Below are 15,874 nucleotides of genomic sequence, written 5' to 3'. Positions count from 1 at the left end.
GCCCATCGCGACACAAGGCCGCTCCTACAGGGATCGCGACAACCTGGATGATCGCGCAATCCTGTAGGAGCGGCCTTGTGTCGCGATCGGGCCGCAAAGCGGCCCCCTGCGGCCTCAGATCAAACGACGCCCTGCGCCAGCATCGCATCAGCCACTTTCACGAAGCCCGCGATGTTCGCACCTTTGACGTAGTTGATGCTGCCATCCGCCTCTTCACCGTAATGCACGCAAGCATGGTGAATCGACTGCATGATGTTGTGCAGCTTGCTGTCCACCTCACCGGCAGTCCACAGCAGGCGCATGGCGTTCTGCGACATTTCCAGGCCCGACACGGCCACGCCGCCGGCGTTGGAGGCCTTGCCCGGGGCGTATAGGATGCCGGCCTCCAGGAAGATATCCACAGCCTCCAGGGTGGTCGGCATGTTGGCGCCTTCGGCCACGCAGATGCAGCCATTGCGCAGCAGGATGCGGGCGTCTTCGGCGCCCAGTTCGTTCTGCGTGGCACACGGCAGGGCGATGTCGCACGGCAGGCTCCACGGAGTCTGGCCCTTGCGGAACTCCAGGCCGAACTGCGCGGCCAGTTCGCTGATGCGGCCACGCTTGACGTTCTTCAGCGCCATCACCGCATCCCACTGGGCATCGGTCAGGCCGGCTTCGGCGTACAGGGTGCCTTCGGAGTCGGACAGCGAAATCACCTTGCCGCCCAGGTCCATTACCTTGCGCGCGGCATACTGGGCCACGTTACCCGAGCCGGAAATCGCCACGCGGCAGCCATCGATACGCTTGTCCTGGCGCTTGAGCATTTCTTCGGCGAAATACACGCAGCCGTAGCCGGTGGCTTCCGGGCGGATCAGGCTGCCGCCGTAGGTCATGCCCTTGCCGGTCAGCACCGAAGTGAACTGGTTGGCCAGGCGCTTGTACTGGCCGAACATGAAGCCGATTTCGCGGGCACCCACGCCGATGTCGCCCGCCGGAACGTCCAGGTCAGCGCCAATGTGGCGGTACAGCTCGCTCATGAACGCCTGGCAGAAGCGCATCACTTCGGCGTCGCTCTTGCCTTTGGGGTCGAAGTCCGAGCCGCCTTTGCCGCCGCCCATGGGCAGCGAGGTGAGGGAGTTCTTGAATACCTGCTCGAAGGCCAGGAACTTGAGCACGCCCAGGTTGACCGACGGGTGGAAGCGCAGGCCGCCCTTGTACGGGCCGATGGCGCTGCTCATCTGGATGCGGTAGCCGCGGTTGACCTGCACCTTGCCCTGGTCATCGACCCAGGATACGCGGAACAGCACGGCACGCTCGGGCTCGACCATGCGCTCCAGGATGCCGGCCTGCAGGTAATGCGGGTTGGCCTCCAGGAACGGCCACAGGCTGCGCAACACTTCTTCCACCGCCTGGTGGAATTCAGGTTGGCCCGGGTCGCGTTGTTTCAGGCGCGCGAGGAAATTGTCGACAGATTCGATCATGGTAGACATCTCACCAAGAGGATTGGACTTATTGGTTTTTTTCAGGAATGTACCAAGAAGCAATCGCACCGGAATAGGGCGAAATGTCGTTTTTTTGAAATTATTTGGTGCGTTTTCTATAAGTGTATACAAAACCTTGGTCGGCGGCGGCTTCATTCGCGGGCGCGCCCGCTCCCACAGGTTTACCACAAGCTTTGGGTTCCAGGGGCTCCTGTGGGAGCGGGCATGCCCGCGAATGACGCCCAGCACCACTTTCCAGCCAGGCACAAAAATGGGGCCTAAGAAGGCCCCATTCCTGTGCATCGAAAAACCGGCTTACTGGGCCAGCTTCTTGTGCCGTACACGGTGCGGCTGGGCAGCAGCATCACCCAGGCGCTTCTTGCGGTCGGCTTCGTACTCGGTGTAGTTACCCTCGAAGAACACCACGTTCGAGTCGTCTTCGTACGCCAGGATGTGGGTAGCCACACGGTCCAGGAACCAACGGTCGTGGGAGATCACGATCGCCGCGCCCGGGAAGTCCAGCAGGGCTTCTTCCAGCGAACGCAGGGTTTCGACGTCGAGGTCGTTGGACGGTTCGTCGAGCAGCAGGACGTTACCGCCCTCCTTCAGGGTCAGGGCCAGGTGCAGACGGCCACGCTCACCACCGGACAGATCCTTGACGAACTTCTGCTGGTCGCCACCCTTGAAGTTGAAGCGGCCCACGTAGGTACGCGAAGGGATCTCGTAGTTGCCGATGCGGATCATGTCGGAACCATCGGAAATCTGCTGGAACACGGTCTTGCTACCGTCCAGGTCCTCGCGGCTCTGATCGACGCAGGCCAGCTGCACGGTTTCACCGATCTCGATAGTGCCCGAGTCCGGCTGTTCCTTGCCCATCAGCATGCGGAACAGGGTCGACTTACCGGCACCGTTACCACCGATCACGCCGACGATGGCGCCTTTAGGCATGGAGAACGACAGGTTGTCGATCAGCACGCGGTCGCCGTAGCCCTTGGTGACGTTCTTGAACTCGATGACCTTGTCGCCCAGGCGCGGACCGGCCGGGATGTAGATCTCGTTGGTTTCGCTGCGCTTCTGGAATTCCTGCGACTGCATTTCTTCGAAGCGCTGCAGACGGGCCTTGGACTTGGACTGGCGGGCCTTGGCGCCTTTGCGCACCCACTCCAGTTCCTCTTTCATGGCCTTCTCGTGGGCGCTCTGCTGCTTGTATTCCTGCGCCAGGCGCTCGGACTTGGCTTCCAGCCAGCCCGAGTAGTTGCCTTCGTACGGGATGCCGGCGCCGCGGTCCAGTTCCAGGATCCAGCCGGCGACGTTGTCGAGGAAGTAACGGTCGTGGGTAATGGCTACCACGGTGCCCGGGAAGTCGTGCAGGAAGCGCTCCAGCCAGGCCACCGAGTCGGCATCCAGGTGGTTGGTCGGTTCGTCCAGCAGCAGCATGTCGGGGGCCGACAGCAGCAGGCGGCACAGGGCCACGCGGCGCTTCTCGCCACCGGACAGGTGCTCGATGCGCGCGTCCCAGGCCGGCAGGCGCAGGGCGTCGGCAGCAACGTCCAGCTGGCGCTCCAGGTTGTGGCCGTCGGCGGCCTGCAGGATGGCTTCCAGCTTGGCCTGCTCGGCGGCCAGCTTGTCGAAGTCGGCATCCGGTTCGGCGTAGGCCGCGTAGACCTCGTCCAGACGCGCCTGGGCGTCCTTGATCACGCTGACCGCTTCCTCGACCACTTCGCGCACCGACTTGTTCGGGTCCAGTTGCGGTTCCTGCGGCAGGTAGCCAACGTTGATGTCGGGCATCGGACGGGCTTCGCCGTCGAATTCCTTGTCGACGCCCGCCATGATCCGCAGCAGGGTCGATTTACCGGCGCCGTTCAGGCCGAGCACGCCGATCTTGGCGCCCGGGAAGAACGACAGGGAAATGTTCTTGAGAATTTCCCGCTTCGGCGGCACGACCTTGCTCAGCCGATGCATGGTGTAGACGTATTGAGCCAAAACCAAGCCCTCTAATCAGATAGGTAAAGACATCGACGATCGCCCCGGCGCACTGGCCAGGGGGATGTATTTACGGGGGTGTCATTGAACAAAGTCGACCATTCTACGCCAACGCGCGGCGTTGCATAGGAGGGGCGGATGGTGGGGGTAGGACCGGGGAGAATCTATTGCCTGTACCGGCCTCTTCGCGGGCACGCCCGCTCCCACAGGTTGACCCACAGGCCCTGAGCAATCAGGGATCCCTGTGGGAGCGGGCGAGCGCCCGCGAAGAGGCCGACACAGCAGCCAGAGATGACTCAGACGTGACGCTGCCTGGCCTTGCCCCGCGGCAAGCGGCAGCGCTCGCCCTGCTCGGCCAGGCGCGCGGCCCAGGCGGACTTCACGCTGAAGCCACCGCTACGAACCGGCTGCTGCTCGGCAGCTTTGGCCGGCCTGGCGGCCGCAGGCGCACGGCTGACAACCTTGGCCGCCGGCTTGACCTCGGCCACGGCGACTGCCGGCTCAACTGCCGCCTTGGCGGTCTTGCGCAGTTCGGCCAGCGATGGGCTCTTGCTCTTGGCGACAGCGGCCGCCTCGGGTTTGCTCAGCGAACGCTGGCAAGACTTGCAGGATACGTCCTCGGTCACGGCAGTGCTGACAAGGGTCTGACTGCTGCGCCCGCAGGCGGAATCGAGGCCATTGGTGGAAAAGTGAGTAACCAAAACCGAACATCTCCGATGCGTTGTCATTTGAAGCGGGCGCTATTCTCGCACAGGTCGCAGGGGCTTGCCGAACCACCCGGCAGGCACCACCGGTCCTGCGGACTGGCACTTTGCCATAATCCGAGGCATGCTAGCCCGTTTCAGGTATCCGGCCTTATAGTGCACCACCGCGGTCTGGCGACCAGACACCGGCACACACCGTGCATGATCCATCCCTGCCATCGCCAGCCCAATCGCAGGATCAACGCTTGACCAATCTTACACATCCGTCGTCATTGCGTTCCGCGCCACAGGCGCCCGTCGCTTCGCTGCGCGGGTCGATCAAGGGTGCGCTGGCGCTGCTGGCCCTGATCCTGCTGGCCCTGCTGCTGTGGCAGTTGTTCGCCCAGTTCAACCATACCCAGGCCGACCTGCGCAAACAGAGCCTGAACGCCACCGCCGAACAGGCCGACCACCTGAGCCTGAACATGGCACTCAAGGCCCAGCAGGCCATGAATCTGATGCAACCCTATGTCAAGGCACCGGCGCCCAAGGCCCTGCCCGGCCTGCTGGGCAGCCTGCGCGAGCAGCTGCCGGCCCTGCAGAGCATGGCCTGGCTGGACGCTACCGGGCAGCTACAGGCCGACAGCCTGAGCGCAAGCCCCGACCGCCAGATGCTTGACGAGCTGCTCAGGCTGAACCAGGGTCGTCCGTACTTCTTCAGCAATTCGCCCGACAACCGCACCCTCTATCTGTTGCTACGCCAGGCCGCCGGTCAGGACCGAGGCTACTGGCTGCTGCGCCTGTCGCCGGACTACTACCGCACCCTCACCCTTCACCTGGATGGTACCCCCCACCCGCTGTGGCTGCTGGAAAACAGCCGCAACGGCGAAGTACTGCAACGCCATGCGCCGGCCGATACCAGCAACGAACCGCTGCAAAGCGTAATGCTGGCCTTCATCGACAACAGTACCTGGCAGCTGCGTGGTCTGTTCGACGCCAAGCGGGCCCAGCAGAAGCTGCTGCCGGCGCTGCTCGGCAAATGCCTGCTGGTGCTGTTCTGCGCCCTGCTGCCGGTGCTGGCCCTGATCAACATGCGCCGCCGCCAACGGGCGCTGCAGGAAGACCGTCGGCGCTACCAGGAAATCTTCGAAGGCACCGGCGTGGCCTTGTGCGTGCTCGACCTGTCCAGCCTGCCCGGCAAACTCGACCGCTACCACCTGCGCAACCGTGCCGGGCTCAAACACAGCCTGGCCCTGGACCCGAACCTGCGCCGCTCGCTGCTGCTGGAGCTGAAGATCACCGAGATCAACCAGGTAGCCCGCCAGTTGTTGAACATCGACTGCCACGAAGGTGCCTGGCAGCGCCTGATCGATGGCACCGGCGATGGCCGCGACAGCGTCGGCATGCAGCTGATCGACGCGCTGATCGAGCAACGCCCGCTGCTGGAGCTGGAAGTGCGCCTGCCGGCCCCGCTGGGTGGCGAGCTGCACCTGTGGCTGATGGCCCGCCTGCCGCAGCAACGCCGTGACTACCAGGCGGTGATCCTCAGCATCAGCGACATCACCAGCCGCAAGCAGGTGGAACTGTCGTTGCTGGAGCGCGAAAGCTTCTGGTCGGACGTGGTGCGCACCGTGCCCGACCAGTTGTACGTGCAGGACGTGCTCAACCAGCGGATGATCTTCAGCAACCGCCACCTTGGCCAGACCCTGGGCTACGACCGTACCGAGCTGGCGCAGATGGGCGACCGTTTCTGGGAACTGCTGCTGCACCCCGAGGACGCGGCGCACTACCAGGCACTGCGCCAGCAACAGCGTGACAACGGCCATGACCAACCGCTGCACTGCCAGTTGCGCTTCCGCCACCGTGATGGCAGCTGGCGCTGCTACGACATTCGCGAACAAGTGCTGACCCGTGACGCCGATGGCCTGGTGACGCGCATCATCGGCGTGGGCAAGGACGTGACGGTGCAGATCGAGGCCAGCCAGTCGCTGCGCGACAGCGAACAGCGCTACCGCATGCTCGCCGAAAGCATCAGTGACGTGATCTTCTCCACCGACAACCTGCTCAAGCTCAATTACGTCAGCCCTTCGGTGCAGAGCGTGCTGGGTTACCAGGCCGACTGGATCTTCACCAACGGCTGGCAGTCGATCATCGCCAACCCGGCCCAGCTCACCGGCATCTACAGCCTGATGGAGCGCGTCAGCAAGGCCATGAGTGACCCCGCGCAGCTGGCCCAGCTGCGCAGCCAGCTGCCGACCCAGTTGTTCCTGTTCGACTGCCTGCGCGCCGATGGCCGCAAGATCCCCATCGAACTGCGCCTGGTACTGGTATGGGACGATGAGCAGCGCTTCGAAGGCGTACTCGGTGTGGGCCGCGACATCAGCCAGCAACGCCGTGCCGAAAAGGACCTGCGCATGGCCGCGACGGTATTCGAGCACTCCACCTCGGCGATCCTCATTACCGACCCGGCAGGTTATATCGTCCAGGCCAACGAAGCGTTCAGCCGCGTCAGTGGTTACGCCGTCAGCGAGGTACTCGACCAGTTGCCGGGCCTGCTCACCGTCGACGAACAGCAGGAGGGCCACCTGCGCTACGTGGTCAAGCAGCTGCACCAGCGCGGCAGCTGGGAGGGCGAGGTGTGGCTCAAGCGCCGCGACGGCGACCACTACCCGGCCTGGGTCGGCATCACCGCGGTGCTGGACGACGAAGGCGACCTGGCCAGCTATGTGTGCTTCTTCACCGATATCAGCGAGCGCAAGGCCAGCGAACAGCGCATCCACCGCCTGGCCTACTACGACGCCCTCACCCACCTGCCCAACCGCACGTTGTTCCAGGACCGCCTGTACAACGCCCTGCAACAGGCCGAGCGGCAAAAGGCCTGGGTGGTGCTGATGTTCCTCGACCTGGACCGCTTCAAGCCGATCAACGACTCACTCGGCCACGCCGCCGGGGACCGCATGCTCAAGGACATGGCCCAGCGCCTGCTGGCCTGTGTGGACAACGACGACACCGTGGCGCGCATGGGCGGCGATGAGTTCACCCTGCTGCTGCAACCGCGCGCTACCCGCGAGATCGCGCTCAACCGCGCCATTCACGTGGCCGAGAACATCCTCGGCAGCCTGGTGCGGCCGTTCGTGCTGGAAAACCGCGAGTTCTTCGTCACCGCCAGTATCGGCATCGCCCTCAGCCCGCAGGATGGCAGCGAGCTGAGCCAACTGATGAAAAACGCCGACACCGCCATGTACCACGCCAAGGAGCGTGGCAAGAACAACTTCCAGTTCTACCAGGCGGAGATGAACGCCAGTGCCCTGGAACGCCTGGAGCTGGAAAGCGACCTGCGCCATGCCATGGAACAGAACGAGTTCATCCTCTACTACCAGCCGCAGTTCAGCGGCGACGGCAAGCGCCTGACCGGCGCCGAAGCGCTGCTGCGCTGGCGTCACCCGACCCGCGGCCTGGTGCCGCCGGGCGACTTCATCCCGGTGATCGAAGAACTGGGCCTGGTGGTGGACGTGGGCGACTGGGTGCTGCGCGAGGCCAGCCGCCAGCTCAAGGCCTGGCACAAGGCCAAGGTGCGCGTGCCCAAGGTATCGGTGAACATCTCGGCGCGGCAGTTCTCCGACGGCCAGCTGGGCACGCGTATCGCCACCATTCTGGAAGAAACCGGCCTGCCACCGGCGTGCCTGGAACTGGAGCTGACCGAAAGCATCCTGATGCGCGAAGTGAACGAAGCCATGCAGATTCTCGCCAGCCTGAAAAACCTCGGCCTGAGCATCGCGGTGGACGACTTCGGCACCGGTTACTCATCGCTGAACTACCTCAAGCAGTTCCCCATCGACGTGCTGAAGATCGACCGCACCTTCGTCGATGGCCTGCCCGAAGGCGAGCAGGATGCGCAGATTGCCCGGGCGATCATCGCCATGGCCCACAGCCTCAACCTGGCGGTGATTGCCGAAGGTGTGGAAACCCACGAGCAGCTGGAATTCCTGCGCGAGCATGGTTGCGACGAGGTTCAGGGCTACCTGTTCGGGCGGCCGATGCCGGCGCATCAGTTCGAGGCGCAGTTCGCCAACGAGACGCTGTTCATGTTCAATTGACCCCGACGCCTCCTGGCGTGCGCGGACTCTTGTAGGAGCGGCCTTGCGTCGCGAAAGGACCGCAACGCGGTCCCGACGATTTCGGCGGCAACGCTGCAATCGTGGGGCCGCTGCGCGCCCCTTTCGCGACACAAGGCCGCTCCTACAGGGACCGCGCCCGGGCTGACAAGCGCCCCCAAAAACGGACCTCTGAGTCAACTCCAGCGCCCGCCCAGCCCAGACACGGCGCGGGATGCAACATGAAGCCCATTGGTCCGCGACTTGATGCCACTTCATATGCCAGCCGCCAATCAATCGGTTAGAATGCCCACCCAATTCACCCCGATCCTTGAGGACCGCCATGTTCAGCCGTGATTTGACCATTGCCAAGTACGACGCCGAGCTCTTCGAAGCCATGCAGCAAGAAGCTCTGCGCCAGGAAGAGCATATCGAGCTGATCGCTTCGGAAAACTACACCAGCCCGGCAGTCATGGAGGCCCAGGGCTCGGTCCTGACCAACAAGTACGCCGAAGGCTACCCGGGCAAGCGCTACTACGGTGGTTGCGAGTACGTCGATGTCGTCGAACAACTGGCCATCGACCGTGCCAAGGAACTGTTCGGCGCCGACTACGCCAACGTTCAGCCGCACGCCGGCTCCCAGGCCAACGCTGCCGTCTACCTGGCCCTGCTGTCGGCCGGTGACACCATCCTGGGCATGAGCCTGGCCCACGGTGGCCACCTGACCCACGGTGCTTCCGTCAGCTCCTCGGGCAAGCTGTACAACGCCATCCAGTACGGCATCGACGGCAACGGCCTGATCGACTACGACGAAGTCGAGCGCCTGGCTGTCGAGCACAAGCCGAAGATGATCGTTGCCGGCTTCTCGGCCTACTCGCAGGTTCTGGACTTCGCCCGCTTCCGCGCCATCGCCGACAAGGTCGGTGCCTACCTGTTCGTCGACATGGCCCACGTTGCCGGCCTGGTTGCCGCTGGCGTGTACCCGAACCCTGTTCCGTTCGCCGACGTGGTCACCACCACCACCCACAAGACCCTGCGCGGCCCGCGTGGCGGCCTGATCCTCGCTCGCAAGAACGAAGAGATCGAGAAGAAGCTGAACTCCGCCGTATTCCCGGGCGCCCAGGGTGGCCCGCTGGAGCACGTCATCGCGGCCAAGGCCATCTGCTTCAAGGAAGCCCTGCAGCCTGAGTTCAAGGCTTACCAGCAGCAAGTGGTGAAAAACGCTCAGGCCATGGCCAGCGTATTCATCGAGCGTGGTTTCGACGTGGTTTCCGGTGGCACCCAGAACCACCTGTTCCTGCTGTCGCTGATCAAGCAGGAAATCTCCGGCAAGGACGCTGACGCCGCCCTGGGCAAAGCGTTCATCACCGTCAACAAGAACTCGGTACCGAACGACCCACGTTCCCCGTTCGTCACCTCGGGCCTGCGTTTCGGCACCCCGGCCGTGACTACCCGTGGTTTCAAGGAAGCCGAGTGCCGCGAGCTGGCTGGCTGGATCTGCGACATCCTGGCTGACCTGAACAACGAAGCGGTGATCGACGCCGTACGTGAGAAGGTCAAGGCCATCTGCAAGAAGCTGCCGGTATACGGCAACTGATTGGCGATTGCCTGACAGGAAAAAGCCCGGCCTAGTGCCGGGCTTTTTCGTTTTCGGGAGGCGAATCCTGTGGGAGCGGGCGTGCCCGCGAAGAAGACGACTCGGTGGATGGCACCGGCTGCGCCGGTGTTCGCGGGCACGCCCGCTCCCACAGGTTATGATAGCGTTCCTCCCTTCAAGCACAGGCCATACCTTGACCAGAGCGCAACTTGAAACGCACCAGGTCCCGATCTACTTCGCCGCCGTGCTCGCCGCCATCACGTTCGGCCTGCTGGCCAGCGACACTGCACGCCACCTGGAAGCCCTGGTCACCCCTGCCATCGCCGTACTGATGTACGCGATGTTCCTGCAGATCCCCTTCCTCGACTTGCGCCAGGGCCTGGGCAATCGCCGCTTCATGGCCGCCCTGCTGCTGGCCAACTTCATCCTCGTGCCCCTGCTGGTCTGGGCCATTACCCGCGGCCTGGTCGCACACCCGGCGGTCCTGATCGGTGCACTGCTGGTGCTGCTGACACCGTGCATCGACTACGTGGTGGTGTTCACCCACATCGGCAAAGGCGACGCCCGCCTGACCCTGGCCGCCACCCCCGTGCTGCTGTTGGTACAACTGGCGCTGCTGCCGCTTTACCTGGCCCTGATGCTGGGTGACAGCAGCAACGTGGCCATCTCCATCACCCCGTTCGTGGAAGCCTTCCTGCTGCTGATCGTGCTGCCGATGGTCCTCGCCGTGCTCACCAGCGCGGGTGCCCGTCATTCGCGCACGATGTCCACATGGAACGACGCCTGTGCGTGGATGCCGGTGCCGGCCATGGCCTTGGTGCTGGTGGTGGTGATCGCCTCGCAAATAACCGTGGTGCTGCGTGATTACGACCGTTTGCTGCCGGTGATTCCGGTGTACATCGGCTTCATGCTGTTGGCGCCAGTGCTCGGGTTCGTTGCGGCGCGCCTGCTGCGCCTGCCGGTGACCGAGGCACGGGCGGTAACCTTCAGCGCCGCCACGCGCAACTCGTTGGTAGTGTTGCCATTGGCGCTGGCACTGCCCGAAACAATGAGCGGGTTGGCCGCGGCAGCGGTGATTACCCAGACACTGGTGGAGCTGGTAAGCGAACTGATCTATGTAAGGGCGGTGCCCCGAGCCGTACGCTGACCCGGGGCTTCGGTCGCTCAGGGTCAGGCGCACTCAGGGCATACGGCAAATACCTGTACCTCGACCAGGTAACCCTCTCCCAGGTCTGCGCCTACACAAGCCCGGGGTGGTTTCGGACAACCCTGCAACCAGGCGTCGTACACCTCGTTGACCTGGTCGAAGTGGCTGTAGTCGGCAATCCACAACTGAACCCGGGTCAAGTGCTGCTTGCCGACCTTGGCCTCTGCCATCAACCCATCGATCGTACTCAACGCCTGGCGCAACTGCCCCTGCACATCCTGGCGCAGGTCGTCCGCGACCACGCCTGCCGTTTCGAACAGACCCCTGTAGCTGACCGCCAGCGACATTCGCTCGCCTGATCCATAGCGTTCGATCATCAAGCTTGCTCCCCTTATCCCAACTGGTTGAGGCAGACGACTTTGGGCTGGGTCATGTCCTCGTAGGCAAACCTCACCCCCTCGCGGCCAAGGCTTCCATACTTGGAGCCACCGAATGGCATGGCATCGAAGCGGTAGTCGGACGAGTCGTTGATCATCACGCCGCCAGCCTCTATGCGCTTCGCCAGGCTAAGTGCCAAGGACAAGTCACGGGTGAACACACCAGCATGCAAGCTGTACTCCGGGGCGTTGGCCAGTGATATTGCCTGCTCGATATCCTCGAAAGGCGCCAGCATCACCACCGGTGCGAAGACCTCCTCACGCCACAGCCGGCTGGCGTGGTCAACACCCTCCAGCACCGTCGGCGCATAGCTGGCCCCCTGGCGGCGATGACCGCAGAGCAGGCGGGCACCGCCCTGCAGGGCCTGGTTCACGCGCTCTTCAATCTGCCGGGCCGCGGCTTCGGTGATCATTGGCCCCATGTCGGTTTCGTGCAGGCCTGGATCCCCTACCACCATCGCCTGGGTCAAGGCGACGAAGCGCTGGCGGAACGCCTCATAGATCGAAGCGTCCACCAGGATGCGCTGGGTGCCGATGCAGTTCTGCCCCGCTGCCCAGAATGCGCCAGACACACAAGACTCGACAGTGGCCTCGAGGTCGCAGTCCTTCAATACCAGTACCGGCGCGTTCCCCCCCAGGTCCATGGCAAGTTTTTTCAGGCCCGCCCCCCGGGCAATCTGTTCGCCCGTGGCGAAGCCGCCCGTGAAGGAAATCATCCGCACTTCACGCACGGCCACCAGGGCCTTGCCCAGTTCGGCACCGCCAGTGGCCACGGTGACCACGGTCTCCGGCAGGCCCGCAGCGACCAGGTACTGCACCAGTTTCAAGGCAGAAAGCGGGGCCAGCTCCGAAGGCTTCAGAATGACCGCATTGCCTCCAGCAATCGCTGGCCCCAGCTTGTGCGCCACCAGGTTGAGCGGGTCGTTGTACGGGGTAATGGCCAGGATCAGCCCCAACGGCTCGCGGGTGAACCAGCCCTGACGCGACTCCGAGCCTTCATAGGCATCGAAAGGCACCACCTCGCCGGCGTTGCGCCGCGCTTCCTCGGCAGACAGCTTGAGGGTATTGATACAGCGCTTCACCTCCTTTTCGGCCTGACGCAGGGTCTTGCCCGCTTCGTCGACAATCAGGCCGGCAAAATCTGCTGCATCGCGCTCGATGAGCCGCGCGGCCTGCTCCAGAATGCTGGCGCGACGGTGCCGGGGCAGCGCGGCGCTTTCGCGTACGCCCTGACGGGCACGAACCAGCAGGCCTGGCACGGCATCGGCAGCAAGGTTGGCGACGCTGCCGACCAGGCTACCGTCGAAGGGGCTGTACACATCGATCAAAGCGGGTTGCTGGACGGCTACCCGGGACACGGAAGTCAGGCTCATGAAGGTTGCTCCTCAGGCCGAGCGGCCAGCGGCGTGGATGGCGACGATATCCGACAGCAGGGCGAATGCCGTTTCGACACGCCCCGCACCTGGGCCGGACACGGTCACCGCGCCCAGCAATTCGGTGTTGAACGCAACCGCATTGGTGGCACCGGAAATACCCGCCAGAGGGTGGTTGCCGGGCAACAGGCGCGCTTCGACGCTGGCACGCACCGAGCCATCGGTTTCTCGGCTGGCACTGCCGATCAGTTTCCAGCGCTGGCCCGCTGCCTGCGCTTGCTGGATCGCCGCGCTATCGAGGTTGCTGATGCCGCTGCAGGTGACATCGTTCACCTGCAAGCAGGCACCGAGCAGCTCGTTGGCGAGAATCACCACTTTCAGGCGCACGTCATACCCCTCCACATCGGCGCTCGGGTCTGCCTCGGCGTAGCACAAGTGCTTGCGCCTGGGCCACCGCATCGGCAAAGCCAAGCCCCTCTTCCATACGCGTCAGCACGTAGTTCGAAGTGCCGTTGAGGATGCCCTCGAAGCCCACCAGGCCTGCACCGGCCAAGGTCTGGCGCGCCATGCGCAGCACCGGTGTACCGCTCATCACCGCGCCTTCGTATTCGAACGACACACCATTGGCCTTGGCCAAGGCCTTCAGCGCCTGGGCATGCAAGGCGATCGGCCCCTTGTTGGTAGTGACCACATGCTTGCCCGCTTCCAGCGCCCAGCGGCAGAAGGTTGCCGCCGGTTCACCGTCCTTGGGGTTGGTGAAGGTGGCTTCGGCGATGATGTCGGCACCGGACTGCTTGATCACCGACTCGTTGAACGCCTCTGCAGAACCCTGAGGGATCTGCGCCAGGGCCCCCTTCTGAGCGGGCAGAGCCGCCAGGGTGGCCGCATCCAGGCCATTGCGGTCGATTGCCGAACCCAGGAACAGGTCGGTGACGCCAACGATCTTCAGGCCAAAGCCCAGCTCTTTCTGCCAGCGCGTATTGCGTTCGGCGATCAGTTGGGCCAGGGCACGGTTCACGCCGCCAAAGCCAACGAGTGCGATCTTGTATTCGGTCATGGTTTGCTGTCCTTTCCAGGCGATTGGTCGATGAGGACAAGCGTAAGAGCCGTGCAATGCCAGTTGAATATGGCAATCCGCTGTATTTACTGGCCAATCTGACCAGTACCCGATGCACGCCTGAGCGCCGCCGGAATGCACAACGCCGCCAGGGCGCAAGCCCGGGCGGCGTTGTTGTAACGAGGGTTGGCAAACGGCAGCGGGCGTCTCAGATCACCGTGGCCAGGACGAAGGATGTGACGGTGTTCTCGACCCCCGGCATGGCGGCAATCTCCTTCCATACATGGTGCACCCGTTCCGGGCTGGAAGCCTCGACGCGCAGCAGCAGGTCGAATTCACCGCTGAGTACTTCACACTGGATCACCTCGGGAATCTGGCGCAATGCATCGAGCACAGCTTCTCCGCGCATGCGGTCATAGCGGTAGACGAAGATGACCGCGTTGATCAACGAACTCGGCCGCCGCCCCTCACCGATGCGCAGGGTATAGCCCTGGATGGCGCCGTCACGCTCCAGGCGCTCGATGCGCTGGCGTACCGCATTGCGCGACAGGTTCACCTTGAGCCCCAGCTCGGCATGGGCAATGCGTGCATTGGCGGTGAGTTCGGCGAGGATACGCTCGTCCAGGGGATCGAGGATGCGCTTCATCGTCCGGCCTGCAACCGGGCCAGTAGCTCATGAACCCCCACCAGGTCGTCGGGTGCCAGCAGCGGCCCGTCGCCTGCAGCATCCACGACACTGGCCGGTACTTCACCATGCCAGGCCCCCAGCTCCGCCAGCAGCCCGGCGGACTTTTCCGGGGCAAACTGCCCCAGCGTGACGATGGGCGCGCCGATGTTACGCCGGTGCAGGCGCCCGGCGAATGCCCCGGTGGCGGCATGCGGGTCTACTGCGCTGCCGGTTTCGTGGAACAGCGTGACGATTTCTTCGCGGATCAGCGCGTCATCCACAGCATAGGAGTCGAACAGCATGCGCGCATGTAACCACTGGCGGTTGCCGATGCTCAACTCGCCACAATCCTCGAAGTGCTCCATCAGCGCCCGGGTCGCCCCGCCATCGCGGTCATACAGCTCCCAGACGAAGCGCTCCAGGTTGGAGAACAGTGAGAAGTCCATGACCGGCGACAAGGTCTGGCTGGTTGAGCCACGGCTGTAGCGATTGCAGTGGATGAACCGGTGCAAGGCATCGTTGCGGTTGGTGGAAACGATGATCTGGTTGATCGGCAGGCCCATTTTCTGGGCAATGAACCCGGCGTAGATTTCGGCAAAACTGGCCGTGGGGATGCTGAAACCCACCGGCCGAATCCCCCCGCCCAGCTGCAGCGCCGCGTGGAAATAGAACACGATCTGCGCCAGCACGCCGACCCAGTTGGTCGAGTTTTGAAGCTCACGGGGATCAACCCGGGGCATGGCCATGCACGCAGCAGCGCCGACACCAGCGACTGGCAGTCATCGAAGCTGCCGTCCACGGCCACGCAGCTGACGCTTTCGGAAGCGGCACTGCGCATCACCGCCGCCCGGTCGGCCGGTGTCCCGGCACTGGGGTACAGCGCCAGCAAGCGTGCCGTCGGGCAATGCCGCAAGGCTTCGATAGCGGCCACCGCCGTATCGCCGTTGCTGGCACCTACCAGCATGACCCGTTCGCAATCGGCCCCCAGGAAATGGCGGATGAGCCGCGCCTGCAACTGTGCGGCGAAATCCTTGGAAGACCGGGTAGGCCCGTGAAACAGCTGCAGAATCCATTCGTTATGGCCAATCTGCTGCAACGGCGCAATACCACGGTGCCTGAACCCACGGTAGCTGTCGCTGACCAGCGCCCTGAGGGTCGGTTCATCGAGGGTATCGCCAACAAACGGAGCCATCACCCGCCAGGCCAGTTCGTCGAACGGCAACCACGACCAGCTGGCAATCTCCTGCTGGCTGAAGGTCGGCACCGCGGCAGGCACGTATAGCCCGCCATCATCGGCCAGCCCGGAAAGCAGCGCCGTGCGAAAATCAACCCGTATCTCGTTGCCGCGCGTGGATGTGTACTGCATCGGTGCTCCA

At 63.8% G+C, this 15,874-nt stretch carries 9 protein-coding genes and 2 pseudogenes; 3 read left to right on the top strand and 8 right to left on the bottom strand.

Annotated features, from left to right (window positions below):
* Nucleotides 1-119: 119 nt before the first annotated feature.
* From gdhA to QIY50_14300, 3 genes are all read right to left on the bottom strand, one after another.
* On the bottom strand, nt 120-1,460 hold the full coding sequence (gene gdhA / locus QIY50_14310) for an NADP-specific glutamate dehydrogenase (protein WGV18642.1): 1,341 nt from the start codon (nt 1,458-1,460) through the stop codon (nt 120-122).
* Between the two features lie 315 nt (nt 1,461-1,775).
* Nucleotides 1,776-3,443 (bottom strand): energy-dependent translational throttle protein EttA, encoded by a 1,668-nt coding sequence (ettA, locus tag QIY50_14305; protein ID WGV18641.1) that lies wholly within the window; start codon nt 3,441-3,443, stop codon nt 1,776-1,778.
* A gap of 296 nt (nt 3,444-3,739) precedes the next feature.
* Nucleotides 3,740-4,144: a hypothetical protein gene (locus QIY50_14300; protein ID WGV18640.1), complete on the bottom strand. Its 405-nt coding sequence runs from the start codon at nt 4,142-4,144 to the stop codon at nt 3,740-3,742.
* Between the two features lie 248 nt (nt 4,145-4,392).
* On the opposite strand from QIY50_14300, the gene QIY50_14295 reads away from it, so the two are divergent.
* The 3 genes from QIY50_14295 (at nt 4,393) to QIY50_14285 (ending at nt 10,964) form a co-directional block, all read left to right on the top strand.
* On the top strand, nt 4,393-8,223 hold the full coding sequence (locus QIY50_14295) for an EAL domain-containing protein (GenBank protein WGV18639.1): 3,831 nt from the start codon (nt 4,393-4,395) through the stop codon (nt 8,221-8,223).
* 340 nt (nt 8,224-8,563) lie between these two features.
* Entirely contained in the window at nt 8,564-9,817 is a 1,254-nt protein-coding gene (glyA, locus tag QIY50_14290; protein ID WGV18638.1) for a serine hydroxymethyltransferase, read from the top strand.
* Between the two features lie 193 nt (nt 9,818-10,010).
* Nucleotides 10,011-10,964: a bile acid:sodium symporter gene (locus QIY50_14285; protein WGV18637.1), complete on the top strand. Its 954-nt coding sequence runs from the start codon at nt 10,011-10,013 to the stop codon at nt 10,962-10,964.
* 23 nt (nt 10,965-10,987) lie between these two features.
* Here the strand turns inward: QIY50_14285 and QIY50_14280 are convergent, their stop codons facing one another.
* From QIY50_14280 to QIY50_14260, 5 genes and pseudogenes are all read right to left on the bottom strand, one after another.
* Nucleotides 10,988-11,311, bottom strand: coding sequence for a RidA family protein (locus QIY50_14280; protein WGV23058.1), 324 nt, complete (start codon nt 11,309-11,311; stop codon nt 10,988-10,990).
* A gap of 44 nt (nt 11,312-11,355) precedes the next feature.
* Complete coding sequence (locus QIY50_14275) at nt 11,356-12,774, bottom strand: aldehyde dehydrogenase family protein (protein WGV18636.1); 1,419 nt, start codon at nt 12,772-12,774, stop codon at nt 11,356-11,358.
* A 12-nt stretch (nt 12,775-12,786) separates the two neighbouring features.
* Nucleotides 12,787-13,831: pseudogene (locus QIY50_14270) on the bottom strand (homoserine dehydrogenase).
* Nucleotides 13,832-14,039: 208 nt separating this feature from the next.
* Nucleotides 14,040-14,477, bottom strand: a complete 438-nt coding sequence (locus tag QIY50_14265; protein ID WGV18635.1) for an Lrp/AsnC family transcriptional regulator — start codon at nt 14,475-14,477, stop codon at nt 14,040-14,042.
* Nucleotides 14,474-15,864: pseudogene (locus QIY50_14260) on the bottom strand (threonine synthase). Before QIY50_14260 ends, QIY50_14265 begins: the two are co-directional and overlap by 4 nt.
* Between the last annotated feature and the right edge of the window lie 10 nt (nt 15,865-15,874).

The organism is Pseudomonas putida, assembly GCA_029953615.1.
Lineage (GTDB): Bacteria > Pseudomonadota > Gammaproteobacteria > Pseudomonadales > Pseudomonadaceae > Aquipseudomonas.
This window is presented reverse-complemented; position numbering and strand designations above follow the sequence as displayed.